This is a genomic window from Ruegeria arenilitoris (assembly GCF_013032445.1).
GTDB classification, from domain to species: Bacteria; Pseudomonadota; Alphaproteobacteria; order Rhodobacterales; family Rhodobacteraceae; genus Ruegeria; species Ruegeria arenilitoris_F.
On the sequence record NZ_WQCA01000006.1, the window covers coordinates 206768 to 231871 of the forward strand.

General features: G+C 58.8%; 28 protein-coding genes, 1 other RNA gene and 1 pseudogene. 19 read left to right on the forward strand and 11 right to left on the reverse strand.

Translation table 11 applies throughout. From position 1 onward, the window contains the following. Window positions 1-289 precede the first annotated feature (289 nt). The gene (locus tag GOW98_RS10550; RefSeq protein ID WP_170331732.1) at window positions 290-1246 is read left to right on the forward strand and encodes an NADPH:quinone oxidoreductase family protein; all 957 of its coding nucleotides are present in this window, start codon (window positions 290-292) and stop codon (window positions 1244-1246) included. Here the strand turns inward: GOW98_RS10550 and GOW98_RS10555 are convergent. After that, window positions 1243-2124: a LysR family transcriptional regulator gene (locus GOW98_RS10555; RefSeq protein WP_170331733.1), complete on the reverse strand. Its 882-nt coding sequence runs from the start codon at window positions 2122-2124 to the stop codon at window positions 1243-1245. The genes GOW98_RS10550 and GOW98_RS10555 overlap by 4 nt on opposite strands. Window positions 2125-2251: 127 nt before the next feature. Between GOW98_RS10555 and GOW98_RS10560 the strand changes: the two genes are divergently transcribed. Beyond that, window positions 2252-2461 carry a DUF1127 domain-containing protein gene (locus GOW98_RS10560; protein ID WP_170331735.1) on the forward strand — a complete coding sequence of 70 codons (210 nt, stop codon included), beginning with the start codon at window positions 2252-2254 and terminating at the stop codon, window positions 2459-2461. Between the two features lie 183 nt (window positions 2462-2644). Beyond that, window positions 2645-3424 carry a Bax inhibitor-1/YccA family protein gene (locus GOW98_RS10565; protein ID WP_170331737.1) on the forward strand — a complete coding sequence of 260 codons (780 nt, stop codon included), beginning with the start codon at window positions 2645-2647 and terminating at the stop codon, window positions 3422-3424. 183 nt (window positions 3425-3607) lie between these two features. Here GOW98_RS10565 and GOW98_RS10570 read toward each other — a convergent pair whose 3' ends face one another. The 3 genes from GOW98_RS10570 to GOW98_RS10580 all read right to left on the reverse strand — a co-directional run bounded on the left by GOW98_RS10570 (window position 3608) and on the right by GOW98_RS10580 (window position 5316). Beyond that, window positions 3608-4114: a hypothetical protein gene (locus GOW98_RS10570; RefSeq protein WP_170331739.1), complete on the reverse strand. Its 507-nt coding sequence runs from the start codon at window positions 4112-4114 to the stop codon at window positions 3608-3610. 202 nt (window positions 4115-4316) lie between these two features. After that, complete coding sequence (gene rpmG / locus GOW98_RS10575; RefSeq protein ID WP_010441901.1) at window positions 4317-4484, reverse strand: 50S ribosomal protein L33; 168 nt, start codon at window positions 4482-4484, stop codon at window positions 4317-4319. A gap of 127 nt (window positions 4485-4611) precedes the next feature. Continuing rightward, window positions 4612-5316 carry a tellurite resistance TerB family protein gene (locus GOW98_RS10580; RefSeq protein ID WP_170331741.1) on the reverse strand — a complete coding sequence of 235 codons (705 nt, stop codon included), beginning with the start codon at window positions 5314-5316 and terminating at the stop codon, window positions 4612-4614. A gap of 346 nt (window positions 5317-5662) precedes the next feature. On the opposite strand from GOW98_RS10580, the gene GOW98_RS10585 reads away from it, so the two are divergent. The 3 genes from GOW98_RS10585 (at window position 5663) to GOW98_RS10595 (ending at window position 7549) form a co-directional block, all read left to right on the forward strand. Further along, the gene (locus GOW98_RS10585; RefSeq protein WP_170331742.1) at window positions 5663-6298 is read left to right on the forward strand and encodes a DUF1326 domain-containing protein; all 636 of its coding nucleotides are present in this window, start codon (window positions 5663-5665) and stop codon (window positions 6296-6298) included. A gap of 11 nt (window positions 6299-6309) precedes the next feature. After that, window positions 6310-7146, forward strand: coding sequence for a DUF2182 domain-containing protein (locus tag GOW98_RS10590; RefSeq protein WP_170331745.1), 837 nt, complete (start codon window positions 6310-6312; stop codon window positions 7144-7146). Window positions 7147-7216: 70 nt separating this feature from the next. Next, window positions 7217-7549: a GYD domain-containing protein gene (locus GOW98_RS10595; protein ID WP_170331747.1), complete on the forward strand. Its 333-nt coding sequence runs from the start codon at window positions 7217-7219 to the stop codon at window positions 7547-7549. An 8-nt stretch (window positions 7550-7557) separates the two neighbouring features. Here the strand turns inward: GOW98_RS10595 and rnpB are convergent. From rnpB to gatC, 5 genes are all read right to left on the reverse strand, one after another. Then, window positions 7558-7949: RNase P RNA component class A (gene rnpB / locus GOW98_RS10600), an RNA gene on the reverse strand. Between the two features lie 91 nt (window positions 7950-8040). Continuing rightward, window positions 8041-8652, reverse strand: coding sequence for an N-acetylmuramoyl-L-alanine amidase (locus GOW98_RS10605; RefSeq protein WP_254437972.1), 612 nt, complete (start codon window positions 8650-8652; stop codon window positions 8041-8043). Between the two features lie 58 nt (window positions 8653-8710). Further along, a complete protein-coding gene (locus GOW98_RS10610) occupies window positions 8711-9424 on the reverse strand; it encodes a hypothetical protein (RefSeq protein ID WP_170331751.1) in 714 nt (237 codons plus the stop codon). Window positions 9425-9464: 40 nt separating this feature from the next. Then, complete coding sequence (gene gatA, locus GOW98_RS10615) at window positions 9465-10952, reverse strand: Asp-tRNA(Asn)/Glu-tRNA(Gln) amidotransferase subunit GatA (RefSeq protein WP_170331753.1); 1488 nt, start codon at window positions 10950-10952, stop codon at window positions 9465-9467. A 3-nt stretch (window positions 10953-10955) separates the two neighbouring features. Beyond that, window positions 10956-11243, reverse strand: a complete 288-nt coding sequence (gatC, locus tag GOW98_RS10620; RefSeq protein ID WP_170325838.1) for an Asp-tRNA(Asn)/Glu-tRNA(Gln) amidotransferase subunit GatC — start codon at window positions 11241-11243, stop codon at window positions 10956-10958. A 228-nt stretch (window positions 11244-11471) separates the two neighbouring features. Between gatC and GOW98_RS10625 the strand changes: the two genes are divergently transcribed. Continuing rightward, on the forward strand, window positions 11472-11630 hold the full coding sequence (locus GOW98_RS10625; RefSeq protein WP_170331755.1) for a hypothetical protein: 159 nt from the start codon (window positions 11472-11474) through the stop codon (window positions 11628-11630). A 145-nt stretch (window positions 11631-11775) separates the two neighbouring features. Continuing rightward, window positions 11776-12339 carry a DUF4202 domain-containing protein gene (locus GOW98_RS10630; protein ID WP_170331757.1) on the forward strand — a complete coding sequence of 188 codons (564 nt, stop codon included), beginning with the start codon at window positions 11776-11778 and terminating at the stop codon, window positions 12337-12339. Here GOW98_RS10630 and GOW98_RS10635 read toward each other — a convergent pair. Continuing rightward, on the reverse strand, window positions 12330-12986 hold the full coding sequence (locus GOW98_RS10635) for a ceramidase domain-containing protein (RefSeq protein WP_170331758.1): 657 nt from the start codon (window positions 12984-12986) through the stop codon (window positions 12330-12332). The two genes, GOW98_RS10630 and GOW98_RS10635, sit on opposite strands and share 10 nt — an antisense overlap. Window positions 12987-13046: 60 nt before the next feature. Between GOW98_RS10635 and GOW98_RS10640 the strand changes: the two genes are divergently transcribed. Then, window positions 13047-13739, forward strand: coding sequence for a metal-dependent hydrolase (locus GOW98_RS10640; RefSeq protein ID WP_170331760.1), 693 nt, complete (start codon window positions 13047-13049; stop codon window positions 13737-13739). Here the strand turns inward: GOW98_RS10640 and GOW98_RS10645 are convergent. Beyond that, the gene (locus GOW98_RS10645; protein ID WP_170331762.1) at window positions 13729-14190 is read right to left on the reverse strand and encodes a nucleoside deaminase; all 462 of its coding nucleotides are present in this window, start codon (window positions 14188-14190) and stop codon (window positions 13729-13731) included. The genes GOW98_RS10640 and GOW98_RS10645 overlap by 11 nt on opposite strands. Window positions 14191-14251: 61 nt before the next feature. On the opposite strand from GOW98_RS10645, the pseudogene GOW98_RS10650 reads away from it, so the two are divergent. The 10 genes and pseudogenes from GOW98_RS10650 to GOW98_RS10695 form a co-directional block, all read left to right on the forward strand. After that, window positions 14252-15058 (forward strand): annotated as a pseudogene (locus GOW98_RS10650) (pseudouridine synthase); the annotation flags it as partial. 177 nt (window positions 15059-15235) lie between these two features. Then, window positions 15236-16150, forward strand: coding sequence for a 5-bromo-4-chloroindolyl phosphate hydrolysis family protein (locus GOW98_RS10655; protein WP_170331767.1), 915 nt, complete (start codon window positions 15236-15238; stop codon window positions 16148-16150). 30 nt (window positions 16151-16180) lie between these two features. Continuing rightward, entirely contained in the window at window positions 16181-17371 is a 1191-nt protein-coding gene (locus GOW98_RS10660) for a toxic anion resistance protein (RefSeq protein ID WP_170331768.1), read from the forward strand. Next, the gene (locus GOW98_RS10665; protein ID WP_170331770.1) at window positions 17346-18341 is read left to right on the forward strand and encodes a DUF2927 domain-containing protein; all 996 of its coding nucleotides are present in this window, start codon (window positions 17346-17348) and stop codon (window positions 18339-18341) included. Before GOW98_RS10660 ends, GOW98_RS10665 begins: the two co-directional genes overlap by 26 nt. Before the next feature lie 22 nt (window positions 18342-18363). Beyond that, the gene (locus GOW98_RS10670) at window positions 18364-19512 is read left to right on the forward strand and encodes an SPFH domain-containing protein (RefSeq protein ID WP_170331772.1); all 1149 of its coding nucleotides are present in this window, start codon (window positions 18364-18366) and stop codon (window positions 19510-19512) included. A gap of 35 nt (window positions 19513-19547) precedes the next feature. Next, window positions 19548-20639, forward strand: coding sequence for a TFIIB-type zinc finger domain-containing protein (locus GOW98_RS10675; RefSeq protein WP_170331774.1), 1092 nt, complete (start codon window positions 19548-19550; stop codon window positions 20637-20639). Window positions 20640-20730: 91 nt separating this feature from the next. Beyond that, entirely contained in the window at window positions 20731-21399 is a 669-nt protein-coding gene (locus GOW98_RS10680) for a nitroreductase (protein WP_170331776.1), read from the forward strand. A gap of 25 nt (window positions 21400-21424) precedes the next feature. Continuing rightward, the gene (gene dtd, locus GOW98_RS10685) at window positions 21425-21862 is read left to right on the forward strand and encodes a D-aminoacyl-tRNA deacylase (RefSeq protein ID WP_170331778.1); all 438 of its coding nucleotides are present in this window, start codon (window positions 21425-21427) and stop codon (window positions 21860-21862) included. Continuing rightward, complete coding sequence (locus GOW98_RS10690; protein ID WP_170331781.1) at window positions 21862-22965, forward strand: glycerate kinase type-2 family protein; 1104 nt, start codon at window positions 21862-21864, stop codon at window positions 22963-22965. The genes dtd and GOW98_RS10690 overlap by 1 nt, the downstream gene beginning before the upstream one ends. Window positions 22966-23016: 51 nt before the next feature. After that, window positions 23017-25008: a CocE/NonD family hydrolase gene (locus tag GOW98_RS10695; protein WP_170331783.1), complete on the forward strand. Its 1992-nt coding sequence runs from the start codon at window positions 23017-23019 to the stop codon at window positions 25006-25008. Window positions 25009-25104: the final 96 nt, after the last annotated feature.

Sequence of the window (25104 nt, forward strand, 5' to 3'; positions counted from 1 at the left end):
TAACTATACTACCGCAACACTAGCGAGCCGCCCTTAACTACTTCCTAATCAGGAACATGCCCCCAAATCATCAACTCTCACAATATTGCTCTTTTTGGGTTTTTTTTCAAGAAGGTTGAATCGGATTCCTCGGACAGACGTTTAAGGTTGTGCCACTTCTGCCCGGCACACGTCGCTGACCTTTGGTAAGCCTACAGCGCCCAAACCATTCCCTGCCAGCGTGATCGGCTTAGAGATTGACAATCCCTACACGGCAAGAACCTATGCGCCAAACTAAAGGAGCGCAACTATGCTGGCCTACAGAATTCTGTCTCAAGGTGCCGCCGCCCGGCTTTGTGATATGGACGTTCCTCGCCCTTTGTCAGGTCAGGTCCGTGTTGCGATCAAAGCCTGCGGTCTGAACTTTGCGGACTTGCTAATGCAGAAGGGCACCTATCAGGATACCCCCCCTGCCCCGTTTACACAGGGTATGGAGATTGCTGGCGTCGTGGATGCAACGGGTCCCGACGTATCGCACCTAAAACCAGGTGACCGGATCGCGGTCTATTCGGGTCAGGGCGGTCTGGCGGAATTTGGAGTATTCGACGCAGAGCGCGCGATTCCCCTGCCCGATTCGATGAGCTTTGAAGATGCTGCTGCCATTCAGATCGCCTATGGCACCAGCCACATCGCGTTGGATCACCGCGCCCGCCTTCAACCCGGCGAGACACTTCTGGTCACTGGGGCGGCGGGTGGTGTTGGCCTGACAGCGGTTGAGATCGGCAAACTGATGGGTGCAACCGTGATCGCTCAGGCGCGTGGCGCGGACAAACTGGCCGTGGCGCAGGCCGCAGGGGCGGACCACCTGATCGACGCATCCGAGGATATGCGCACGCGTGTCAAGGAGCTTGGGGGCGCGGACGTCGTTTACGACGCGATCGGCGGCGACGTTTTCAAAGCCGCTTTCCGCGCCACGAACCCCGAAGGGCGGCTGCTGCCGATCGGTTTTGCGGGCGGAGAGGTTCCGCAGATTCCCGCCAATCACCTGTTGGTCAAGAATCTGACAGTGATCGGGTTCTATATCGGAGGGTACCTGAACTTTCGACCTCAGATCGTTCAGAACAGTTTTGAAACACTGTTCCGCTGGCACGCCGAGGGGCGGATCAAGCCGCACATCAGCCACGTGCTGCCCTTGTCGGACGCCGAGAAAGGCTTACAACTGCTGCGCGACCGTACGGCGACCGGCAAGGTCGTGATCACGCCCTAACCAACAACCGCTTTCAGAGGGCTGCTGCCAATCAATCGGAAATTCTGCCGGACAAGATCAGCCAGCGCTTCGACCACGGGGCCGCGTCCGGGGTCTCCTCCGTACAGGTTGATCATGTGTGCGGGCAGATCGGGCAGAACGCCGCCGTCATCAATCTGCACCAGATGTGCAGCCTCGGTGCCATCCAGCATGGCGTGAATCGCAAGATCGGCAGACACGGTGGCCTCGATGGTGCGGTCGTTTTCGGTTTCCACCGACAGTTCCCATGGAAGGCCAGCCTCATCCAGCGCTGCGATCATCTGCGGCCGGAACATGCAACGACGCCCGACGGCAATGGGAATCGGTCGTTTACGCCAGGCCGATCCGCCAGGCGCGCCGATCCAGCGCAATGGCAGTTCGGCAATGGTTTCGGCACCATCGCCCCGGTTAGCCTCGGTCGTCAGGATCAGGTCACATTCCCCGCGTTTGAGCATGTCTTTCAGTTGCAGCGAGTATGAAGACACCAACTGCACCCGCACCCGCGGGAAATCCGCGTTGAAGCGCTGCAATACCCTCGGAATCGCCGGGTAAACGATGTCATGCGGCACACCCAGCACCACCTCACCCTCAAACGCCTGATCGGTGAGTTTCGAGATCACCTCATCATTCAGCGCGATCATGCGACGGGCATAGGCCAGCAGTTGCTCACCAGACGCGGTCAGCGCGATGGTCCGTCCGCTGCGGTCCAGCAGTTCAAGGCCCAGCAGCTCTTCCAAGCGCTTTAGCTGCATCGAAACGGCGGATTGCGTCAGATGCAGAAACCCGGCGGCGCGTGTCACGCCACCCTGATCCGCCACCGCCACGAATGACCGCAAGGTTGTAATATCCAGATTTCGCATCTTCACGAATCCTTATGCATCACTTCATAAACATTCATTTTTAAAATGTGTCACAGCAGGCCATATAAATCAAGGAACTTGATGGGAAAGCAAAAACTCATCGAGGATCACAGAAAGGACAAAAATTATGACCCAAATTGCGATAGACAGACACTGCCCACCTCGTCGCCGCTTTGGCCTAAGTATGCTGCTGGATTCGCTTTCGCTACACCGTCAGCGGCGGACCTTGGCACGGCTGGATGCCAGAGCGCTGGAAGACATCGGAATCACCCGTGAACAGGCAGAGGCCGAGGCCGCCCGCCCAATCTGGGACGCGCCGGAATTTTGGCAAAAATGATTCTGACATTCATCTTTTCTCAATGAATGGCGACCCGCACCCGCAGGTCGCCATTTTTGTTTCGTGTTTTAGCTGGAATCCGGCGCTAAACCCTTGAAACATGATCCGCAGTTGCCGATATTTGCCAAGAACGGGGTCCGACTTTCGGACCACGATAAGAATTATGTGAAGGGAGACCCTTTTATGGCACAATTTGACACGATCCGGACGGCGGCCGGCGCGCGCGCTGCCCAGATTGACGAGGGCCTGCGCGCCCACATGAACAAAGTCTACGGCACGATGTCCGTAGGTATGCTGATCACGGCGCTCGCCGCCTGGGCAATTGCCGGTCTTGCAGTAACCTCTGATCCGACTAACGCGGTGGCTCAGATCGGCGCAGACCGTTATCTGACCAGCTTGGGTGGCGCACTATTCATGTCGCCGCTGAAGTGGGTCGTAATCTTCTCACCGCTAGCCTTCCTGCTCTTTGGCTGGGGCGCTCTGTTGCGTCGTGGTTCGGCTGCGGCAGTTCAACTGGGCTTTTTCGTCTTCGCGGCCGTAATGGGCGTATCGATGAGCTCGGTGTTCATGATTTACACCCCGTACTCGATTGCACAGACGTTCATCGTGACTTCGATTGCCTTCGCTGGCCTGAGCCTGTTTGGCTACACCACCAAGCGCAATCTGAGCGGCATGGGCACGTTCCTGATGATGGGCGTGATTGGGCTGCTGGTGGCAATGGTCATCAACATCTTCCTGCAATCGCCCGCGATGATGTTCGCAATCTCGGCCATCGGCGTGCTGGTGTTTGCTGGCCTGACTGCATTCTACACTCAGGACATCAAGAACACCTACGTTGCACACGCAACCCACGGTGACCAGGAATGGCTGGACAAAGCGGCAATCGATGGAGCGCTGAGCCTGTACATCTCGTTCCTGAACATGTTCCAGTTCCTGCTGATGTTCATGGGGCAGCAAGAGTAGCGCTGCGACCAACACAATAATTAGATGGGGCGGTTCCTGAAGGAACCGCCCCTTTCTTTTTGCCAAATGCCCACACCCGACCGATACGCCCAGCTTTGGCAGACACAAAAGCCCCAATCAACATCCGCACGAAAAAGGCCCCGTCCGAACGGCGGGTCCTCAGTCAATCGAATTTCGGAGCGTTTAGCTACAGTTTAGCGGAACCGCAAAACCCGAACTGCGTGACGAGGATCCCTTGCGGTACACTTGACCCGCAGGCAGACAGCCCGTGAACTGCTCGGCATCGCGACCAAAGGCTGCGCCTACTGCGTTGTCGATGCGGCTGCTGTTGCTCGGCGTACGCAGAACCCCGTACAGAGTGCCATTCACGCTGACTGTGCTTAGGAACAGGTTGGTGTCTCTGCTGGTCAGAACCACCGCGTCGGTGTCGCTGCGTCCGCCATTATCGATTGCAACACGCGCAACTTTCTCGGCGTCAGTCTGATCGGTCACGACCGGAATTGTTGGAAGTGCGGCCAGCTCGGCCGGTACGTTTGTTGCTAGGGGCACGAAAGCTGCTGAACCAGGCACATCCGAGATAGTACGGGGTTCGCCATCAATCCCCGTGAAACCGACACCCTTGCGGTCAAAGGGGTCTTCGCAGGCAGCAAGGGTCAGCACAGCTATTGTGGATAACAAGATTTTTTTCATGACGGCCAACATTTTGGAACGGTTTGTTGAAGCGTAGGGGTAAGCCCCGTCAAAAAGCAACCCACCAAGGATCCGATTGCCTGATCCGCTGATGCGTCGTTGCAACGACAAGAAATGCCGCGAAGCTTCGCAGCGATGCGCCTAAAGAAAAAGGGTTCCGCCGCAGCGGAACCCTTTGAACTTGTCCAAGCTGGACGGCAGATTACTTAATCTTGCCTTCCTTGTACTCGACATGCTTCCGAGCGACCGGATCGTATTTACGAATGGTCATTTTCTCGGTCATGGTGCGAGCGTTTTTCTTGGTTACGTAGAAATGGCCCGTACCCGCGGTCGAGTTCAGACGGATCTTGATTGTCGTCGGCTTCGCCATGGTTGTCTCCTGCGTCCGAAAAGGCAGGGGCCTTTCGGTTGAATTCCTATGAGCGTGCGCTTTTACGCTCTGCACCGCTCATGTCAAGGGCAATCGCGACGGCAAAGGAACCAAGTTTAGATTGGCGTCAGGCTGATAGCTTCGGCGCCCCCATATAAGCATGAATCTGATCCCTCTCGGCGTCTGATAGCCCCAGTGCCGTTGCAAGCTGATGCAGATAGGACGCCTCCTGCTGATTGTCCAAGCGAATCGCAGCCAGCGATGTCGCGTAGATTTGGGTTTTGAGCGGCGCACCAGAATCGGCTGCCAAGCCCATCACATCAATCGGGGCGTTCAACTGCTCCTGAACGAAAGCGCGCTCTTCATCGCTGATGTCATCGCCCAACTCGCCGAGGATCGTCTCTTTTTCATCTTCATCCAGTTCACCGTCTGCCTTGGCTGCCTGGATCATCGCGCGCAGCATCAGTTTGGCCTGCTCTTCCATCATGGCGCCGCCCGGTGTGCCCTTGAACACGGTTTCCATCATGTCCGCGGTGTACTGGCTTCCGGTTTTGGCTGCACCTTGCATGGCGTTCATGAGCCCACCCAGCCCTGCCGCGCCTGCAGTGTTGGTCACACCTAGTTTGCCGATCATTTCCTGAAGGCCTGCCGCTCCGCCGGGCATTCCGAATTGCTCGGCCATTTTGCCAAGCTGATCCATGCCAAAGCCCCCTCCGGCGCCCTGCATCATGTCTTGCAGACCAGCCATACCGCCCATCTGCTTGTATTTCTCCATACCCTTAGCGGCGGCAAATCCAACAGCAACCGAGGCCAGTGCTTTCATAAAACTCATTGCAATCCTCCCAACTTTTAAAATTTCTGCCTGCATCCTAGCAGATGAATGTGAACCAAGTATCGGCTGCTTCGCACACCATACAAGGTACGACGCGTCTCGTCGGCACTCAGCCAGAATAAGACTAACTGAAACATGTTACCATTGCGGGTATTTCGAAGGTCGGCCCTCAAACAAGCACGTTCCCGCACACGCATGCCGCGAATTTGTACACATCACCAAAACATGATACCTATATGCCAATTTTTTTGACCCAAGAAACTATACAAGAATTCCGGTCACGAGGCACCGCAAGCAAGCAAACATCTCTGTCAGCAGAGGTTTTAAATATGTTTGGGGGGCTGTCATGACTGAATGGAAACTTCAGGCCGAAGAACTGGCCAATTGCAACTGTAACTTTGGGTGTCCTTGCCAATTCAGTGTTCTCCCCTCTCACGGGAATTGCGAAGCGGTCGTTGTTTTCGATATTACATCCGGACATTACGGCGACACAGACCTAGCCGGGGTTCGGGCAGCGGGTGTCTATCATTGGCCTGGGGCGATACACGAAGGCAACGGCCAGATGCAGTTGATCATTGACGACGGCGCATCAGCGGATCAGAGGGCGGCATTACAAGCCATCATGACGGGTGAAGACACCGACGAGATGGCAACGATGTGGTACGTCTTCAGCGCGATGGCACCAACGAAGCACGAAACTCTCAGTGCCGCGATAGAAGTCAATTGGAGCCGAGAAGAGCGCACGGGATATGCCAAGGTTCACGGCGTTTTTGACGTAGAGGTCAGCCCGATCCCGCATATCGTCTCAGGGGCGCCACACCGGGCGTCTATTCAGCTGCCTCACGGGTTTGAATACCGCCACGCCGAGGCAGCATCGGGGACCGCAAAAACAACAGGCAGCGCGATCAGTCTGACCTTAGACGCGACCCACGCGCATCTGGCGCATCTCAACATCTCGGGGCATGGCGTCCTCGGCGCGTGACGGGGGCCGATATGACGACGCCTCCGCCCAGACCCGGGATGGTGGATCTGGCGCTGCAGCGTGATCGCAGCATTGTTCTGATCTGCGTCCTTTTCATCATACTGGGAGCCTCTTGGTACACCATCGCCGGAATTGGCATGGACATGACCGCCATCGACATGACTCGGATGGCCGGGCCGATTGGCGACCCCATGCAGATGGCAATCCAAGTGCACTGGACCCTGGAATACACCACACTGATTTTCTTGATGTGGTGGGTCATGATGATCGCAATGATGACGCCCAGCGCTGCCCCGACCGTTCTCTTGTACACAGCCATCAAACGGGTGGGCCCGGACAAGGCGAATGCCTCGCAGCTAGGTTTGTTTTTCCTCTCCGGTTACCTGGTGGCCTGGGCTGTGTTCAGCCTAGTTGCGACGGGTGCGCAGTGGCTTTTGGAGGTATTGGAGCTTTCGGACGGGCCGATGATGACAGTCCGGTCCCCGGCGGCTGCGGGATGTGTGCTGATTGCGGCTGGTGTGTACCAATTGTCGAGCCTGAAATCCGCCTGCCTGCGCCATTGCCGCAGCCCGGCCCAATTTCTGGCCGAACACAACAAACCCGGCTCTTATGGAGCGTTTCGTGCCGGAGCCTTGCATGGCGCGTATTGCCTTGGTTGTTGCTGGGCTCTGATGCTGCTGCTCTTCGCAGGAGGGGTAATGAACCTCTACTGGATCGTCGGCATCGCAATTTACGTTGCGCTGGAAAAACTGATGCCACGGGCCACATGGCTGGTTCCCCTTACTGGCGTGGCATTGATCGTAATGGGCATTTGGCTGATCGCGACCCCGTTAATCGCGACAGGTTGAAATGCACATGCAGGCCAAGGGACCGGCCAAATTACGGGTCCTGCTTCGACTTGTTTAAAAGGAGGTACATATGCCTATCTTCATTACATATGCGTCCTATTCGGAGGATGGCATCAAAGGAATGTTGAAAAAACCAGCGAACCGTACGGCGCCCGTAAAGGCTCTGTTGAAAAAGGCCGGAGGCAAATTGATCGCCTTTTACATGACCACAGGTGAAAACGATGTCGTTGTCATCAGCGAAGCACCGGATGGAACAGATGCCGTAGCAATAGGAATGGCCGTTGCGGCCTCGGGCGCGGTGTCCAAAATACATACGGTGCGGGCGTGGACAGCGGACGACTTCGTCTCAGTTGCCAAAAAAGCAGCGAAACTGACGGGTGCTTATCAACCGCCGGGCAAGTAATCAGGAAAACGCGCGGAGGGCCTGTAAGCCGGATCTTGTTCCGGGGTTGCCCCCTTCGATGACCATTCCTCTAGGCCGTGCATTGCTGCGCGGCTCAAGCTGCCAACCCGGTCCCTCTCGGCCAAGACGCGCTTAGCGGTGGTATCGGCTGACGCCGACCAACCCGCGCGGGGACCCTATTTGGCATTGCTCCCGGTGGGGCTTGCCGTGCCGCCACTGTTGCCAGCGGCGCGGTGGGCTCTTACCCCACCGTTTCACCCTTACCCTGAAAACAGGGCGGTCTGATTTCTGTGGCGCTTTCCGTCGGGTTGCCCCGCCCGGGCGTTACCCGGCACCGTTGTCTTGTGGAGTCCGGACTTTCCTCTCGGGCCAAAGCCCCAGCGGCCATCCGGCCCTCCGCGCGAGCGCTTGCGTAGTCCGTGGCCTCGACCGCGTCAAGAGTAGCCATTGGCTTGAACCCACGCATCGGCCTTTACCTGTTAAAAAGTAGATCACGCCCTGAAAGCCGTTTTCCCGAACGGAGTGAAATCGGCGGGTGCCAGTGGGCCTTTGCCCCATGGGCGGTACCTAAGGCGCACAGCCTCAAGCAAAGTTGCGTCATCAGTATCGGCGGTGAAGCCCGCGTCGTGGGCCAATGCCCTGAACAAAGCCGGTGGAGCGTCCTGCGGCCCTTCATCAACGCCGCGCCGAGCAGCCAATCCAAGGCGTTCCAAACGCTGCCAGTCGAACCGTTGGCCAGGGTCGAACTTACGTCCAGGTGCCATATCAGAATGCCCAATCACCCCTTCTGGCGTGATCGACCACCGCTTTATGATCTGACGCAGCAAGATTTCAAGCCCGGTCATCTGAAGTTCTGAGAAGGGATGAAAGCCAGTATTGTCCAGCTCAATTCCGATCGAGCGGGAGTTTATGTCGCTTTGACCATGCCACTCTCCTGCCCCGGCATGCCAGGCGCGATGGGTTTCCCGCACCATCTGCCACACCGTGCCATCGCGACCTATCAGGTAATGCGCCGAAACTTCACATTCGGGATCGCACAAACGATCCAGTGCAGCCTGAGCGCTGTCCATCGCGGTGTAATGGATGACCACCAAAGAGGGCATCAGCCCGTCCCTTCGTTCACCGAAGTTAGGGGACGGATGCCAAATGGGCGTTAGCGGCTCAGTTGTTGACGGCACTGCGGAACGCGCTTGGGTCCCAGCCGCAGGCATATCCGTCACCATCCGGATCCAGCCCTTTGCGATCTCGCTGCGGCCCGCCGTTGGACAAGAAATCAATCTGCGCCTGATCCGCAGAAGGATAGCGGGCACAGTTACGCTGGGCTTTGGCCTCAAGGTTGAACCCAGCGCGACTGTACAGCTGGGTTCCGACAGGATTCGATGTGTTCAGCGCATATTGCACAACATTCGGCTGGCCATCGGTTCCCCGCTGAGGGACGGCCGTAGGCTCGACGACCTGATAGGTCTGGCGGTTCTGTTCGATCCTTGCAGCATCGGATTCGATAGTGCGACGACCAGAAACCGCTTCGAAATCCTGTTCGTCAGAGATTCCATTGCTGATTGGATCTTCGACCGGCGACGGTTCTGAAATTATAGTGCTTTGACCGGACGTGCTGGCCAGCGCGGCTGCAGTCGCCGAAGCAAGGTCTGCATTGTCACCTGAAGGAACAGGCGCATCAGTTCCCGGCGCACCCAATTGTTGTTCGGTCACTTCAGAGGGACCAAGCAGCGGATTTCCGGTGTATCCCTGCCCTGCCAGCTGAGCTTCACGCTGCGCCTGATAGGCGGGTGTGTTGAAGTCCGGGCCACCAACAGGAGCCACCGTATTACAGGCGGCGACCAATCCGATTGCGGGGATCAGAAGCGTAAAGCGCATCCAACTGCTCCGTTTTGCGTTGTCTTGCCTGACCTGAGGATTACCACCATTTGCCCGGCTTGGCCACAAACCCGGCGGCGCTTTCCAGCGCATAAGCAGTGTTCAGCAGATCACCCTCTTCCCAAGGACGCCCGATCAGTTGCAGACCAAGCGGCAGGCCTTGCTTATCCAGACCGGCAGGCACCGAGACACCCGGCAAACCGGCAAGGTTCACCGTCACGGTGAAGACATCGTTGAGGTACATTTGAACCGGATCAGCCTCGGTCATCTCGCCCAGTCCAAACGAAGCCGACGGCGTTGCCGGGGTCAGGATCGCATCGACACCTGCGGCAAAGACATCCTCGAAGTCTTTCTTGATCAGGGTCCGGACACGGCGGGCGCGGTTGTAATAGGCGTCGTAGAAACCGGCCGACAACACGTAGGTACCAACCATGACACGGCGCTGAACCTCGTGGCCGAAGCCCTCGGCGCGGGTTTTCTCATACATCTCGGTGATGCCATCACCCTGTGCCAGTTGCGCACGACGGCCATAGCGGACACCGTCGTAGCGGGCGAGGTTCGAGGATGCCTCGGCAGGGGCAATCACATAATACGCAGGCAGCGCGTATTTCGTATGCGGCAGCGAGATATCAACGATCTCGGCACCTGCGGCTTTCAGCATCTCGGCACCGTCGGCCCAGAGCTTTTCGATCTCGGCGGGCATACCATCCATGCGGTATTCTTTCGGAATACCGATCTTTTTGCCCTTGATGTCGCCGGTCAGCATCGCCTCGAAATTTGGCACGGCCAGTTCGGCGCTGGTGGAATCCTTGGGGTCGTGGCCGCACATGGTTTCCAGCATGATCGCCGCATCGCGCACATTCTTGGTCATCGGACCGGCCTGATCCAGCGAGGACGCGAAGGCCACGATGCCCCAACGCGAGCAACGGCCATAGGTCGGTTTGATGCCGGTGATGCCAGTGAACGCGGCAGGTTGACGGATCGAGCCACCGGTGTCGGTACCGGTTGCCGCCAGACACAGATCAGCGGCCACAGCCGACGCCGAGCCCCCCGACGAGCCGCCCGGGGTCAACTGCGCATCATCATTGCCGCGACGCCAAGGGCTGACCGCGTTGCCATAGACCGAGGTCTCATTGGACGAACCCATAGCGAATTCGTCCATGTTCAGCTTGCCCAGCATCACAGCGCCAGCATCGGCCAGTTGCTGCGACACGGTGGATTCATATTCGGGCTTGAACCCTTCCAGAATTTTCGACGCCGCCTGCGAGGGCACGCCCTTGGTGCAGAACAGGTCCTTGATACCGATTGGCAGGCCACACATGGACGGCGCGTCGCCACCCTTGATCCGCTCATCCGCAGCCTTGGCGCGTTCCAGCGCAATCTCGGGCGTCTTATGGACAAAAGCGTTCAGCGCGTCGGCCTCATCAATGGCCTTCAGGCAGGATTCGGTCAGTTCAACCGAGGTCACTTCACCCTTGCGCAGCGCGTCGCGGGCCTCGGCCAGGCCCAGTTTGTTCAGATCGCTCATGTCTTACTCCACCACTTTGGGGACTGCGAAAAAGCCTTCGCGCGCGTCGGGGGCATTGGCCAGAACCTTGTCCTGCTGGTTTCCGTCGGTGACCACATCCTCACGACGCTTCAAGCGCATCGGCTCGACCGAGACCATCGGCTCGACGCCTTCGACATCCACTTCGTTCAGTTGCTCGATGAACCCAAGGATAGTGTTGAACTCGGACGCCAGCGCGGGCAGCGCGTCGTCCTCGACCTTGATCCGGGCCAGTTTGGCCACCTTGGCGGCGGTGCTTTGGTCAATCGACATCGGAAAACCTCATATGCGTTAGGGGGCATTTACCTGTCTGGGGTCCGGGTCGCAAGACCGCCGAGGGGTCGATCCACCCCGTTTCGGCCCGCACATGGCAAGTGCCATTCAATTTTGCATATCCCCTATACGTAAAAGTAAACCGAATAGTTCATTTTGATGCTTGAAAAAGTGAACCGAACTGTTCATTTCAAATGTCACGGCACAGCCTTAAACCGGAGAAAGACAATGAAAACGTTCATGACTGCATTTGTACTGGCCACCACTGTTCTTGCTGCCCAGGCCCAGGCCTTTGGCCCCACCATGAACACCCTGACGCGCGACCTGACATTCCCCGAAACAGTCTCGGCGCCCGTCACGCAGGATCAGACCAAACTGGGTAAATGACATAACCCCCTGTCCGGGTCGGGTATTCGACGTCCGGCCCGGAAAAGCTGCAATTGACTGCTGCGCTTAATACGGCCAACCGCTAGGGTGAACACAGTGATCCGCCGAACCAAGCATCAGGTTCGGCAAGCCAACGGAGCGGAATATGAGCGCGCGCAAACAAGCAGTTCTGGACGCAATTGATGCGGCCAACACCCAAGACCCCAACCATGATAACGGCCAACCGATCGAGTTGCTGTACGGCCAGCGCATGAGCGCCGAACTGGACCGACTTTTCCCGGACGCTTCGGATGTGCTGCAGATTGCGGCTCGGGGTCAGCATGTTGAACGTTGGAAACTGGCGCGCAGCGAATATCCCGAGGGCCGCGCCGGATATCTGGCCTGGCGCAAGGCGCAAGGCGTCCATCACGCGGACGTTGTCATGGCGATTATGGAACAGGCCGGTTACAGTGCGGATGAGATCGAAGCCGCCGGGCGGATGCTGCGCAAACAGGGCATCAAGCGCGACGACGAGGTTCAGGCGCTGGAAGATGTGATCTGCTTCGTTTTCCTGAAATGGTATTTCGCGCCTTTCGCCGAGAAACACTCAGCCGAGAAAATCCAGAACATCGTCGAAAAGACCGCACGCAAGATGTCGGCCGAGGGCCGCGCGCGGGTTCTGTCCGAGTTTGACTTGCCGGAACATCTGGCTGCAGCCTTTCAGGGCTGAGACGCACGGACCATGTGCCTGCGATAAACCTCGATCATCCAGCCCAGCATGGTGGCGTTCAGAATGTGCCACATGAAATGCGTGCCCAGCGGAAGCAGGGCACAAAGGGGTTCATCCAACGCGCGGAAGGTGATTGAGGCGATCAGGATGCCTGCGCCGATCGCAAGGCCGCGCGCAGTGTCGGGTACGCGTTTGCGCAGCAGAAATGCGTAGATCAGAATCAGTAGCGGCACCGGAGCATAAGCCGACGACCCGCCCAAACCCGGGATGAACTGAAACAAGGGGATTGTGGCTACAGCGTACGGCACGAACAGGGCGGCGACGATCAGGGCATAGGTCGGACGCATAAGCCAGACATCACGATTGATGGCGAAGATATAGACCAGGATATACAGCAAGATCGGCGCAACATCGGCCATTGCCGCCCAAACCTGCGCATGGGTGTGAAACAGGTAACTGCCCAATCCGATTCCCGCGAGGATGATCACCAGCACCATCGCCAGAGGCATCCGCTGCCCGCGTACGCGCCGCCACATGATGAACGCCGCGACCAGAAACGCCGCATTTGTCACCGCGTTTATCGGCTCAGCCCAATAGGCGGGCGACAGGCGCTCGCAATATCCGTCAATTTCCTGAAACCAGTCCATGAACTTTTACATAACCGATGCTAGGCTGATGCCAAGAGCTTGTTTTGGGAGGACGTTTTCATGAACATCATTTGGCTGGGGCACGGCAGTTTTCGCATCGAAACCGAAGGGCAGGTTCTACTGATCGACCCCTGGCTGACCGGAAATCCGGTGCTGGACGAAGCGCATCACGACAATGCTCTGGACGGGGCGACGCATATCCTTCTGACGCACACGCATTTCGATCATGTGGCCGACGTGGTGTCACTGGCCAAGCATCTGAAAGTGCCCGTTGTAGGCCAGTACGACCTGATGGGGTATTGGAGTGAGGCCGAAGGACTTGAAACCATAGGTTTCAACAAAGGCGGCACGGTGAACCTGAACGGCGTCAAGGTGACGATGGTTCCGGCCTCTCACAGTTCGACGTTCTCAACGCCCGACGGCTTGCGTACCGGTGGCAGCGAGGTCGGTTTTATGATCGCCTCGGAAGGGCATATGCTCTATGTTTCAGGCGACACCGACATCATGGCGGACATGGATTGGATGGGAGACTACTACAAACCCGATATCGGCATCCTGTCAGCGGGCGGTCATTTCACCATGGATATGAAAGCCACGGCTTACGCAGCCAAGCGGTATTTCAACTTCCAGACAGTGATTCCCTGCCACTACAAGACCTTCCCGATTCTGGAACAATCCGCTCAGGCGTTGATCGACGGGTTGCCTGGGGTGGATGTGATCGAACCGGAGTTGATGAAACCGATCACTCTCTAGGATCACGCCGTTCGGCAAAGAAGGCTTTCAGCAGGTCTGCGGATTCCTGCCCGGCGATGCCGTCGTAAATCTCGGGAACATGGTGCGCCTGTTTATGAGAGAATACACGCGCACCATGCGCCACGCCGCCGGATTTCGGATCAGCGGCGCCGTAATAAATCCGCCGGATACGCGCCGCGGCCAGCGCCGCCGCGCACATCGCACAGGGTTCCAACGTCACATAGAGGTCGTGGTCGGGCAGCCGTTCAGACCCGGCCTCAGCGCAGGCGGCGCGCAGGGCCAGAATCTCGGCATGGGCGGTGGGGTCGTTCAGTTCGCGCGTCCGATTGCCCGCAGCCGCGACAACACGACCATCAGGCGCGACGATGACGGCCCCCACCGGCACCTCTCCACGATCTGCCGCTGCGCGCGCCTCAATCAGCGCCTTATCCATATGCGATCTGAACTCCATGCCTCTGACTGCTACAGAAACCTGCCTTTCGCAAGCGGGCGGGATGCGCTATGGCCTGCGGATGACCAAAACCCCTCCTCCCGGCGACCGGATCGCCAAAGTCCTTGCCCGCGCAGGTATCGCCTCGCGCCGTGAAGCGGAACGCATGATCGAAGCCGGTCGTGTGACCGTGAATGGCAAGACCATCGACAGCCCTGCCCTGAACGTCACCGGCAAAGACAAGATCACCGTGGATGGCAAACCGGTGTCCGAACCGGAACCCTCGCGCCTGTGGCTCTATCACAAACCGCCCGGTCTGGTGACGACGACGCGCGACGAAAAAGGCCGCGCGACCATTTTCGACAACCTGCCCGAGGATATGCCCCGCGTCATGAGCGTTGGGCGGCTGGACCTGAATTCGGAAGGGTTGCTGCTGCTGACCAACGATGGCGGTATCAAGCGAAAGCTGGAACTGCCTTCGACCGGATGGCTGCGGAAATACCGTGTTCGGGTGAATGGACGGCCTAAGGACGAGGATTTTGCGCCGTTGCGCAAAGGTTTGGTGATAGAGGGCGAGCGTTTTCTGCCCATGGATGTCTCGCTGGACCGTCAGCAGGGCGCAAACGCCTGGCTGACCATCGGCCTGCGCGAAGGCAAGAACCGCGAGATTCGCCGCGCGATGGAAGATATCGGCTATGCGGTGAACCGCCTGCTGCGCGTCTCCTACGGGCCATTTCAGCTGGGCAGTCTGAAACCGGGAGAGGTTGAGGAGATCCGCCGCCGCGTGATGCGCGATCAGCTGGGGCTGGACGCGGAACCCGAAACCAAGCCGAAACGTCCGGCGCGACCGCAAAGAAAACGGGCACCTGTCGGCAAGAAATCTCGCAAGTGACGCGGGTTTAGTAACCTTCCCCCTAGCGCCAAGCCCTCGTATCGCCTAAATTTTCCGTGAGCGTTGCTTTTGGGGGGCGTCATGTCAGGGACCGGAGTTCAAAAACTGGCCTACGCGGCCCTGTTGGTGCTGTTGTTCGGTGTCTGCACCGGCGTGCTGGGGGGCCTGTAGCGCATGTCACAGCGATATGGCGGAAAATTCAGCCCACAAGGCGGCGGGTCTGACGACGACAAACCGCCGCGCGGGCAATTCCACGGCGCACGGGTCGAACCGGCGGGCGCGCGGGTAAACATCCTGTTCCTGCCTGCCATTCCGCTGGTATTTCTGTCGCTGAACGACGGCGCAATCGGGATGACGATCGGGCTGATCGCAGCAGGCCTGCTGACCGGCGCGGCCTTTATGCTGCGCGAGGGTTTGCGCGCCGAGGCTGCCTTTAACGCACGCCGCACTGCGCGCCGCCCTGCCTTTCCCCGCAAGATTATCGCCAGCGTTCTAACCGGCCTTGGTACTGCGCTGGCCGCCTATCGGTCCGAGTATCTGGACGCCGAGACCGCCGCGCAGGCCAGTCTGGTGGCCCCTATCCTGTTTGGCGCGGTGGCCACGGTGCTGCATTCGGTGTCTTTCGGGCTGGACCCGATGAAGGACAAGGGCATGGAAGGGATCGATACCTTTCAACAGGACCGCGTCGCCCGTGTGGTCGAAGACGCCGAAACGCACCTGTCCGAAATGACCGACGCCATCAAGCGCGCCGGCGATCGACGGGTCGAGGCACGGGTCGAACGTTTTCAGGACACAGCCCGCGACCTGTTCCGCACGGTCGAGGAAGACCCGCGCGATCTGGCCGGTGCCCGCAAGTATCTGACTGTCTATCTGCAGGGTGCGCGCGATGCGACAGTGAAGTTCTCCGATGTCTATGCCCGAACCCGTGATGCGCAGGCGCTGGCTGACTACACCGCCCTGCTAGACGATCTGGAACAGAATTTCGCGGCCCGCACCCGCAAGATGCTTTTGGATGACCGTAGTGATCTGACGGTTGAAATTGACGTATTGCGCGAGCGGTTACAGCGCGAAGGCGTCCGGTTGGACTGACCGGACAGTTATTTGAGAAAGGATTACCCCATGTCCGATGCAATCAAGAACAAGGCGGTCGAGGCCGAAACGTTGGTTCAGGAAGTAACCGCCGTTGCTCTGCCCGAGCCTGTTGCCGAAGTTGTCTCTCTTGAAGAAGCAGACGAACCTGTAAGCGCTGAAATCCGCAAGCGGATGGACGAGATCGACATGGAGAACACCAACTCGATCGTCTCTTTCGGATCGTCCGCACAGGCCGAGTTGCAGGAGATCAGCCAGGCGATGCTTGCGGACGTACGCAACAAGGATGTAGGGCCCGCCGGGGACAGCCTGCGCAACATTGTCACCACGATCCGCGGCTTTTCGGTCAGCGAACTGGATGTGCGCCGCGAACGCAGCTGGTGGGAGAAACTGATGGGTCGTGCCGCGCCATTCGCCAAGTTCACTGCTCAATACGAAGAGGTCCAGGGGCAGATCGACCGTATCACCGACGACCTGCTGGGTCATGAACACACGCTGTTGAAAGACATCAAATCGCTCGACCTGCTTTATGAAAAGACGCTGGGGTTCTATGACGAACTGGCGCTTTACATCGCGGCGGGTGAGGAAAAGCTGACCGAGCTGGACAGCCACGACATTCCGGAAAAAGAGGCCGAGGTTCAGGCGGCTCCCGAAGAAGAACAGGTCATGAAAGCGCAGGAACTGCGTGACATGCGCGCCGCGCGGGATGATCTGGAACGCCGTGTGCACGACCTGAAACTGACCCGTCAGGTGACGATGCAGTCGCTGCCCTCGATCCGGCTGGTGCAGGAAAACGACAAATCCCTAGTAACCAAGATCAACTCGACGCTGGTGAACACCGTGCCGCTGTGGGAAACCCAACTGGCGCAGGCCGTCACCATCCAGCGCAGCGCCGAAGCCGCCGCCGCCGTGCGTGACGCCAATGATCTGACCAACGAACTGCTGACCTCGAACGCCGCCAACCTGCGCGATTCCAACAAGATGATCCGCGAGGAAATGGAGCGTGGCGTGTTCGACATCGAAGCTGTCAAACAGGCCAACGCTGACCTGATCGGCACCATCAACGAAAGCCTCGCCATCGCGGACGAAGGAAAGGCCAAACGCGCCGCCGCCGAGCAGGAACTGCAGAAGATGGAAGCCGAGTTGCGCGACACGCTGGCCTCGGCCAAGGCGCGTCAGGACGGCATCGGCGACAATGCCGGCGCGGCTGTTCCGAGCTGACGGCGGGTTGCGCGTGCGGGTATCGGGATATCTGAAACCTCTATTTGGTTTTGTCGCGCTGTTGGCTTTGGCCAACTGCGATGAAACGTTGACGTCTTCGGTTGTTCCGCAACCGCGCCCAGTGGCACCCGCGCCTGCGCCCAACGCCTACGTCCCTCCGTCCGCGGCCAGTCAGGATCTGGCCCGGTTCTATCAGCGGGTTGAGCGTGACCTGCTGACCCGTGGTCTGCTGCGCACAGACGGTGGCGGCCCCGATACGCCTTATGACGCCGACGACCTGGCGCGCAATTTCGAGGCCATTGCCTTTTACAGTGAGTATCCCGACCACGCGGTGACCGCGTCTTCGCGCAAGACGGACGGACAGCTCAGCCGGTGGACTGGTCCGGTGCGCGTGCAGACTGAATTCGCCCCGTCGGTCGCGCCCGAAGCGCGCAAACAGGATGCCGCGCAAGTCGAAGCCTACACGGCGCGGCTGGCCAAACTGACCGATCACCCGATTTCGGTGGTCAATCGTAAGGCCAACTTCCACGTGTTTTTTGCGGGCAAGGATGACAGCAGCTATGTGGTCATGCGGCTCAAGCAGTTGATCCCGAATATCGGTCAGGCCTCGCTGGATCTGGTCGCGAATCCGCGCGCCAATATCGACTGTTTCGTGTTTGCATCGGCCACCAGTACGGCGCCCAACCGATATGTACGTGCGGTGACGCTGATCCGTACTGAACTGCCTGATCTGTTGCGCCGCAGTTGCATCCATGAAGAGATTGCACAGGGCCTTGGACTGTCGAATGACAGCCCCGCCGCGCGCCCGTCGATTTTCAACGATGATGACGAGTTTGCGCTGCTAACCAGCCATGACGAAAAACTACTGACAATGCTCTACGACCCGCGCCTGGAACTCGGAGTGAAGGCCGAGGACGCCCGCCCCGTGGTGCGGATCATTGCGCGCGAATTGATGGGCCAGCAGCTCTGAGCCCAAAGAAAAGGAGACACCAATGGGTATTTTCGATTTTCTGACCGGAGAATTTATCGACGTCATTCACTGGGTCGACGACACACGCGACACCATGGTCTGGCGGTTCGAACGTGAGGGGCATGAGATCAAATACGGCGCCAAGCTGACTGTGCGCGAAGGTCAGGCGGCGGTCTTCGTGCATGAAGGGCAGTTGGCGGATGTATTCACGCCGGGTCTTTATATGCTTGAAACCAACAACATGCCGATCATGACGACCCTGCAACACTGGGATCATGGCTTTCAGTCTCCGTTCAAGTCCGAGATCTATTTCGTCAATACGACGCGCTTCAATGATCTGAAATGGGGCACCAAAAACCCGATCATGCTGCGCGATCCCGAGTTCGGCCCGACCCGTATTCGGGCCTTCGGCACCTACACGATCCGAGTCAAAGACCCCGCAAAATTTATGGTCGAGATCGTGGGCACCGATGGTGAGTTCACCATGGATGAGATCAGCTTTCAGATCCGCAACATCATCGTGCAGGAGTTTAGTCGCGTCATCGCAGGCTCCGGCATTCCGGTTCTGGACATGGCTGCAAACACTGCCGATCTGGGTAAGCTGATCGCGGCTGAGGTTTCCCCAGTGTTGGACAGCTATGGGCTGGAAATGCCTGAGTTTTACATCGAAAACATCTCACTTCCGCCTGCGGTCGAGGCGGCGCTGGACAAGCGAACCTCAATGGGGTTGGCGGGCGATCTGGGCAAGTTCACCCAGTATTCGGCGGCCGAGGCGATGACCGCCGCCGCCAACAATCCCGGTCAAGGCGGCGGTATGGGCGCGGGTCTTGGTATGGGGATGGGAATGGCGATGGCCAGCCAAATGGCAAACATGGCAGCGGGTCAACCGAGTGGCCCGTGGGGCAGTTCCGCCCCCGCTGCCCCGCAACCGACAACGCATGCGACACCACCACCCCCTCCGCCCGTTGAGCATGTGTGGCATATCGCGGTCGATGGGCAGACCAGCGGTCCGTTCTCAAAAGCCAAGATGGGCCGTATGGCTAGCGACGGAGAGATCACCCGTGAGACCCATGTCTGGACTGCCGGTCAGGACGGTTGGAAAAAGGCCGGAGACGTGCAGGAACTAGCGCAACTGTTTACGATCCTGCCGCCACCACCGCCCGGAGCCTGATCCTTCGGGCACCAGCGTAGTAACAGGGTTGCACGATGACCGAAGAACACAGATTTCCCTGCGAGCAATGCGGCGCGGATTACCGGTTTAACCCCGCTGATGGCAGTTTGACCTGCGATCACTGCGGGCATTCCGAGGCTATCGGCGCTGGCCCGTGGGGTGGCGCCAGCCTCAAAGAGCTCGATTTTATCGCAGCTGTCGCGGACCGGTTACCGGACACCGAGATCGAAGAAACGCGCGTTCTGTCCTGCCCCAACTGCGCGGCTCAGGTCGAGTTCGACCCCGCCACCCATGCTGCTGAATGCCCGTTCTGTGCAACGCCGGTGGTCACCGACACCGGGGTCAATCGGCACATCAAACCGCGCGGCGTACTGCCTTTTGCTTTGGATGAACGTACGGCGCACAAGGCGATGGGTGATTGGCTGGGGCGGTTGTGGTTTGCGCCGAATGGGTTGAAGGATTACGCCCGCAAAGGCCGTAAGATGCAGGGAATTTATGTACCCTACTGGACGTTCGACGCCGACACACAGTCCAGCTATCGCGGTGAGCGTGGCACCGTCTATTATGAAACCCGAACCGTCATGCGCGACGGCAAACGCGTGCAACAGCAGGTGCCCAAGGTACGGTGGTCTCCGAAATCCGGGCGTGTGAAGCGATTCTTTGACGATGTGCTTGTGCTGGCTGCACGGTCTTTGCCCAAAAGCTACACCGACGCGCTTGAGCCTTGGGATTTACCCGCGCTGGAGCCCTATCAGCCGGAGTATCTGGCGGGGTTTCGGGCCGAGGCTTACACCGTCGAATTGCAGGAAGGATACTCCGAGGCGCGCGGATATATGGCGCGGGTTATTGAGCGGGACGTGCGCTTTGACATTGGTGGCGACCGTCAGCGGATACACGCGATTGACACGGATGTGCGGGATGTGACCTTCAAGCATATCCTTCTGCCGGTTTGGATGGCTGCCTACAAATATCGCGGCCAGACCTATCGCTTTGTCATCAACGGTCGAACCGGCCGCGTTCAGGGGGAACGCCCCTGGTCGGCTATCAAGATCACCATCGCCGTTCTTCTGGGCCTGCTTGTGGCGGCCGGTGTCGGGTATCTGATGGCGACGGGTCAACAAGGGTAAAATGGCCCAAAAGCCAACAATTGTTAGCGCTTGAACTTCCCCCCGGCAGACGCCATTCTGCGCCGCGTCAACGCCGAGCGGGGAGGCCTGTGTGACGCTATCCGATCTGAACCAATTGCTGGCAGTGCGACATTCATGCCGGGCATTCCTTCCCGACCTGGTCCCAAGGGAACAAATCGAACAAATCCTGACCAGTGCTGCGCGCGTGCCCAGTTGGTGCAATGCCCAGCCTTGGCAAGTGGTTGTCACCAGCGGCGATGAAACCGACCAGTTCCGCGCGGCACTGCAAAAAGAAGCCATGACCGGCGCGCCTGCCCCGGACGTGCCCTTTCCGACATCATACTCAGGTGCATACAAAGACCGCCGCCGCGCCTGCGGTTGGGCCTTGTATGATGCGGTAGGTGTTGAACGCGGCGATCGCGCGGCCTCAGCCCGGCAGATGATGGAAAACTTCTCACTGTTCGGTGCACCGCATTGCGCGATCATCACCAGCCCGAAGGAACTTGGGGCCTATGGCGCGCTGGATTGCGGTGGGTTCGTCACAGCGTTCTCATTGGCCGCACAGGCGCTTGGCGTCGCCACGATCCCACAGGCGGCGGTGGCCACCTACAGCCCGTTCCTGCGCCGCTATTTTGACATCCCGGACGACCGGATGATTTTGTGCGCGATTTCCTTTGGCTATGCGGATAAAGATCACCCAGCCAACAGCTTTCGTACCGACCGCGCTGATCTGAGTGAGATTGTCGAATGGGTCGGGTAACGGACGCAGCAAGCGGAGAGTAAATTTGCGCGCCTTATTACAGCGAGTTTCACGCGCCAGCGTATCGGTAGCCGGCAAAACCATCGGCCAGACCGGGCCGGGGTTGATGGTTTTGGTCTGTGCGATGCTGGACGATGATGAGAAAAAGGCGGATCAGCTGGCCGCCAAAGTCTCGAAACTGCGGATATTCAAGGATGATGCTAGAAAAATGAACCGGTCGGTGAAAGATATCGATGGATCGGCGCTGGTGATCAGCCAGTTCACGCTGGCTGCGGACACCTCGCGCGGCAACCGACCGGGATTCTCCCAAGCGGCAGCACCGGACTTCGGCAAGCATCTGTATGAGGTCTTCGCCCAGCGGCTTGAGGCATACGGTGTGCCGGTCGAAACCGGTGAATTCGGGGCGGATATGGCGGTAGAACTGGTCAATGACGGGCCGGTCACGATTTGGGTGGAAAACTGATGGACAGAAAAGAACAGGCAATTCGCATCTGGCAGGCCGGTGTCGATGCGGTGGGCGGTCACGCGGCGACCAGCAAAGTACTGCACGATATCCCCGAACCAGATCAGATTCTGGCCGTGGGCAAACCCGCTGCCGCCATGGCCCGCGCCGCGTTGGAACATTTCGGCCCACGCCCGACGCTTGTTGTCACCAAAGACGACCACGGCCGTGACCTGCCGGATCACGTTTCGGTAATCGAGGCGTCCCATCCCGTTCCCGACAGCCGCAGTCTTCAGGGCGGTGAGGCGCTGCGCAAGGCGGTCGAAGCCATGCAGGCAGGCACGCACTTGCTGTTGCTGGTGTCCGGTGGGGCGTCGTCTCTGGCCGAGGATTTGCTGCCGGGTAAAACGCTGTCCGATCTGGAGCAGTTGAACAAACAGCTGCTGGCCGAGGGGCTGGACATCACGGCCATGAACGCCGAACGCCGCAAGCTATCGAGGATTAAAGGCGGTGGGCTTCTGTCTCATTTCCAAGGGGAAAAGGCGACCGTGCTGGCAATCTCGGATGTGCCCGGGGACGACCTGAATGTTGTCGGTTCGGGGATCGGCGCACTGCCGGAGAGTTATAATTTCGAGGCAACTACGCAGATCGTAGCGTCGAATGCTCATGCCCGCGCGGCCGCTGTGGATTTGGCGCAGGACGAGGGCTTGATGGTGCTCACCAACGAAGAAAGTCTGCATGATGATTTTCTGAAAGTTGCCGAAACGCTGGGTGAGCGTCTTCGCTCCATGCCCAGCGGCGCCATGGTTTTTGGTGGAGAGCCAACGGTTGTCCTGCCCGAAAACCCAGGGCGTGGCGGGCGCAATCAAGGACTGGCGCTGGCACTGGCCCGCGAGATTGCAGGGATCGAAGGGCTTACCGTAGTCGTGGGCGGCACCGATGGAACGGATGGCCCAACAGATGCCGCCGGGGCGATCATTGACGGAACCACCTGGGGCGATGGCGCTGAACAAGCGCTGCAACAGGCGGACAGCGGCAGCTATTTGGATCGCGCGGGCGCATTGCTGGTAACAGGCCCCACAGGCACCAACGTAATGGACTTGCTTGTCGCAATCCGCGACTGATCTGACGATTTTGACCCAACTTGTTTTGCAATTCCCCCGGACAGTGTTGGAATGACGCCGCCAGCCAACGCGCTACGCACCATCGAAGACCTTCCTGACGTTGGCATTGAAATGCCGGACGGTTGTCGCTTGTCTGCGCGCGTCTGGCGCCCTGTGGATGCAGCGGAACACCCAGTCCCCGCCATTCTTGAATTTCTACCCTATCGCAAACGCGACGGAACGACGGTGCGTGATGCACTAACCCACCCGTGGCTTGCCGAGCGTGGCTATGCCTGCATTCGCGTCGATATGCGCGGCAATGGTGACAGCGAAGGGCTGATGGAAGACGAGTACACCCAGCAAGAGCTGGACGATGCCGTCGCCACGATCAACTGGCTGGCTCAGCAACCCTGGTGTACCGGCAAGATTGGGATGATGGGAATCAGCTGGGGCGGGTTCAACGCACTTCAGGTAGCTGCGCTGCAGCCCGAGCCCTTGAAGGCGATCATCACCCTGTGTTCCACCGCCGACCGTTATGCGGACGACATCCACTATAAAGGTGGCTGTCTGCTGAATGAGAATCTGGGCTGGGGCGCGACGATGTGGTCGTACTCGTCCCGTCCCCCCGATCCCGATCTGCGCGAGAACTGGCGTGAAATGTGGCTGGAACGGCTGGAGCATGAGCCGTTTCTGCCATCGGTCTGGCTGCGCCACCAACGGCGGGACGCGTATTGGCAGCACGGCTCGGTCTGCGAAGATTTCAACGCCATCCAGGCGGCAACTCTGGCGATCGGCGGCTGGGGAGATGCCTACAAGAACACCGTGCCTTTGCTGGTTGAGCAACTGACGGCCCCGGTCAAAGGGATCGTGGGGCCGTGGGTGCACAAGTACCCTCATTTTGCGGTGCCCGAACCGCGGATCGGATTTCTGCAGGAAGCTCTGCGCTGGTGGGATCACTGGCTGAAGGGCATCGATACAGGCGTCGATAAAGACCCGGCCTACCGTGCCTATCTGATGGATGGCGTTCGACCGCAGCGCTGGTATAGCGAACGACCCGGGCGTTGGATTGCCGAGACCAGTGGGGCCACGTCCCATCTGTCCGGCCTGATTCTGGGCTTGTCAGATGCCGGTTTGGGGCCGGACGGCCCATTAGACGTTCGGGTGCGTTCACCGCAGACCTGCGGTATGGAGGGCGGGGAATACTGCGCCATCTGGCTGGGCCCCGACATGCCTGGAGATCAGCGCTCGGACGACGCGCTGTCGGCCTGTTTCGACGGCACAACGCTGGCTGAGGACATGGACATCGTGGGCGCTCCGCGCATCCGTCTGCGGCTGAGTGCCGACCGCCCGCAGGCACAGATTGCCGTTCGGCTGAACCATGTGCACCCGGATGGGGCCTCGACACGCATTACTTATGGTGTGCTGAACCTGTCGCATCGCGACAGCCACGCGGAACCCACACCGCTGACGCCGGGCACCGAATATGACGTTTCAGTGGATCTGGATCACATCGCCTATCGCTTACCCAAGGGGCATAGGCTGCGGGTCGCAATCTCCAGCGCCTATTGGCCGCTGATCTGGCCATCGCCCGAACGCACCGAATTACACCTGACGCAGGGCAACATCACCATACCGCAACGCCCGACTACCAATAACGAATATGCGTTTCCACAGCCCGATTCGGCACCGCCTCTGGATCAGACCTCGCTGCGCGCTCCGCGCAATTCGCGGCGGGTGGAAACGGACATGAACTCAGGCGAAACCCACCTGACTATCGAGGATGACTTTGGTCTGGTCACCAACACCGAACACGGTCTAACCCACGGCGGAACGGCGCATGAACGCTGGACGATCCACCCGGACGATCCCCTCTCTGCCCGGGGGTATTGCAAATGGACGCAAGAAATTAGCCGGAACGGTATCGATCTGCGCACCGAAACTTCCTGCGAGATGTGGGCGGATCAGAATTCCTTTTTCCTCAAGGCCCGCATGGATGCCTTTGAGGGCGAAAAACTGGTATCAACCAAGCAACTGGAGGATGCCGTACCTCGGGATCAAATGTGATGCCGGTCGCTCAAGTGTCAGACATTTGTTCTTGCCCGCCCGACCGAATTCCGCCTACTTTGACTCATGCGTCAATAAAAAGCCCAAAAAGGGCAA

What these genes read in the sequence shown, in the direction of transcription:
- gatC (WP_170325838.1), bottom strand. Translation starts at nt 11,243, where the DNA reads ATGTCGATTGACCAAAGCACCGCCGCCAAGGTGGCCAAACTGGCCCGG.
- gatA (WP_170331753.1), bottom strand. Translation starts at nt 10,952, where the DNA reads ATGAGCGATCTGAACAAACTGGGCCTGGCCGAGGCCCGCGACGCGCTG.
- GOW98_RS10565 (WP_170331737.1), top strand. Translation starts at nt 2,645, where the DNA reads ATGGCACAATTTGACACGATCCGGACGGCGGCCGGCGCGCGCGCTGCC.
- GOW98_RS10610 (WP_170331751.1), bottom strand. Translation starts at nt 9,424, where the DNA reads ATGCGCTTTACGCTTCTGATCCCCGCAATCGGATTGGTCGCCGCCTGT.
- GOW98_RS10595 (WP_170331747.1), top strand. Translation starts at nt 7,217, where the DNA reads ATGCCTATCTTCATTACATATGCGTCCTATTCGGAGGATGGCATCAAA.
- GOW98_RS10665 (WP_170331770.1), top strand. Translation starts at nt 17,346, where the DNA reads ATGCCGGCGCGGCTGTTCCGAGCTGACGGCGGGTTGCGCGTGCGGGTA.
- GOW98_RS10580 (WP_170331741.1), bottom strand. Translation starts at nt 5,316, where the DNA reads ATGAGTTTTATGAAAGCACTGGCCTCGGTTGCTGTTGGATTTGCCGCC.
- GOW98_RS10555 (WP_170331733.1), bottom strand. Translation starts at nt 2,124, where the DNA reads ATGCGAAATCTGGATATTACAACCTTGCGGTCATTCGTGGCGGTGGCG.
- GOW98_RS10605 (WP_254437972.1), bottom strand. Translation starts at nt 8,652, where the DNA reads ATGCCCTCTTTGGTGGTCATCCATTACACCGCGATGGACAGCGCTCAG.
- GOW98_RS10625 (WP_170331755.1), top strand. Translation starts at nt 11,472, where the DNA reads ATGAAAACGTTCATGACTGCATTTGTACTGGCCACCACTGTTCTTGCT.
- GOW98_RS10635 (WP_170331758.1), bottom strand. Translation starts at nt 12,986, where the DNA reads ATGGACTGGTTTCAGGAAATTGACGGATATTGCGAGCGCCTGTCGCCC.
- GOW98_RS10550 (WP_170331732.1), top strand. Translation starts at nt 290, where the DNA reads ATGCTGGCCTACAGAATTCTGTCTCAAGGTGCCGCCGCCCGGCTTTGT.
- GOW98_RS10590 (WP_170331745.1), top strand. Translation starts at nt 6,310, where the DNA reads ATGACGACGCCTCCGCCCAGACCCGGGATGGTGGATCTGGCGCTGCAG.
- GOW98_RS10655 (WP_170331767.1), top strand. Translation starts at nt 15,236, where the DNA reads ATGTCACAGCGATATGGCGGAAAATTCAGCCCACAAGGCGGCGGGTCT.
- GOW98_RS10570 (WP_170331739.1), bottom strand. Translation starts at nt 4,114, where the DNA reads ATGAAAAAAATCTTGTTATCCACAATAGCTGTGCTGACCCTTGCTGCC.
- GOW98_RS10695 (WP_170331783.1), top strand. Translation starts at nt 23,017, where the DNA reads ATGACGCCGCCAGCCAACGCGCTACGCACCATCGAAGACCTTCCTGAC.
- GOW98_RS10660 (WP_170331768.1), top strand. Translation starts at nt 16,181, where the DNA reads ATGTCCGATGCAATCAAGAACAAGGCGGTCGAGGCCGAAACGTTGGTT.
- GOW98_RS10645 (WP_170331762.1), bottom strand. Translation starts at nt 14,190, where the DNA reads ATGGAGTTCAGATCGCATATGGATAAGGCGCTGATTGAGGCGCGCGCA.
- rpmG (WP_010441901.1), bottom strand. Translation starts at nt 4,484, where the DNA reads ATGGCGAAGCCGACGACAATCAAGATCCGTCTGAACTCGACCGCGGGT.
- GOW98_RS10630 (WP_170331757.1), top strand. Translation starts at nt 11,776, where the DNA reads ATGAGCGCGCGCAAACAAGCAGTTCTGGACGCAATTGATGCGGCCAAC.
- GOW98_RS10640 (WP_170331760.1), top strand. Translation starts at nt 13,047, where the DNA reads ATGAACATCATTTGGCTGGGGCACGGCAGTTTTCGCATCGAAACCGAA.
- GOW98_RS10690 (WP_170331781.1), top strand. Translation starts at nt 21,862, where the DNA reads ATGGACAGAAAAGAACAGGCAATTCGCATCTGGCAGGCCGGTGTCGAT.
- GOW98_RS10585 (WP_170331742.1), top strand. Translation starts at nt 5,663, where the DNA reads ATGACTGAATGGAAACTTCAGGCCGAAGAACTGGCCAATTGCAACTGT.
- GOW98_RS10560 (WP_170331735.1), top strand. Translation starts at nt 2,252, where the DNA reads ATGACCCAAATTGCGATAGACAGACACTGCCCACCTCGTCGCCGCTTT.
- GOW98_RS10675 (WP_170331774.1), top strand. Translation starts at nt 19,548, where the DNA reads ATGACCGAAGAACACAGATTTCCCTGCGAGCAATGCGGCGCGGATTAC.
- GOW98_RS10670 (WP_170331772.1), top strand. Translation starts at nt 18,364, where the DNA reads ATGGGTATTTTCGATTTTCTGACCGGAGAATTTATCGACGTCATTCAC.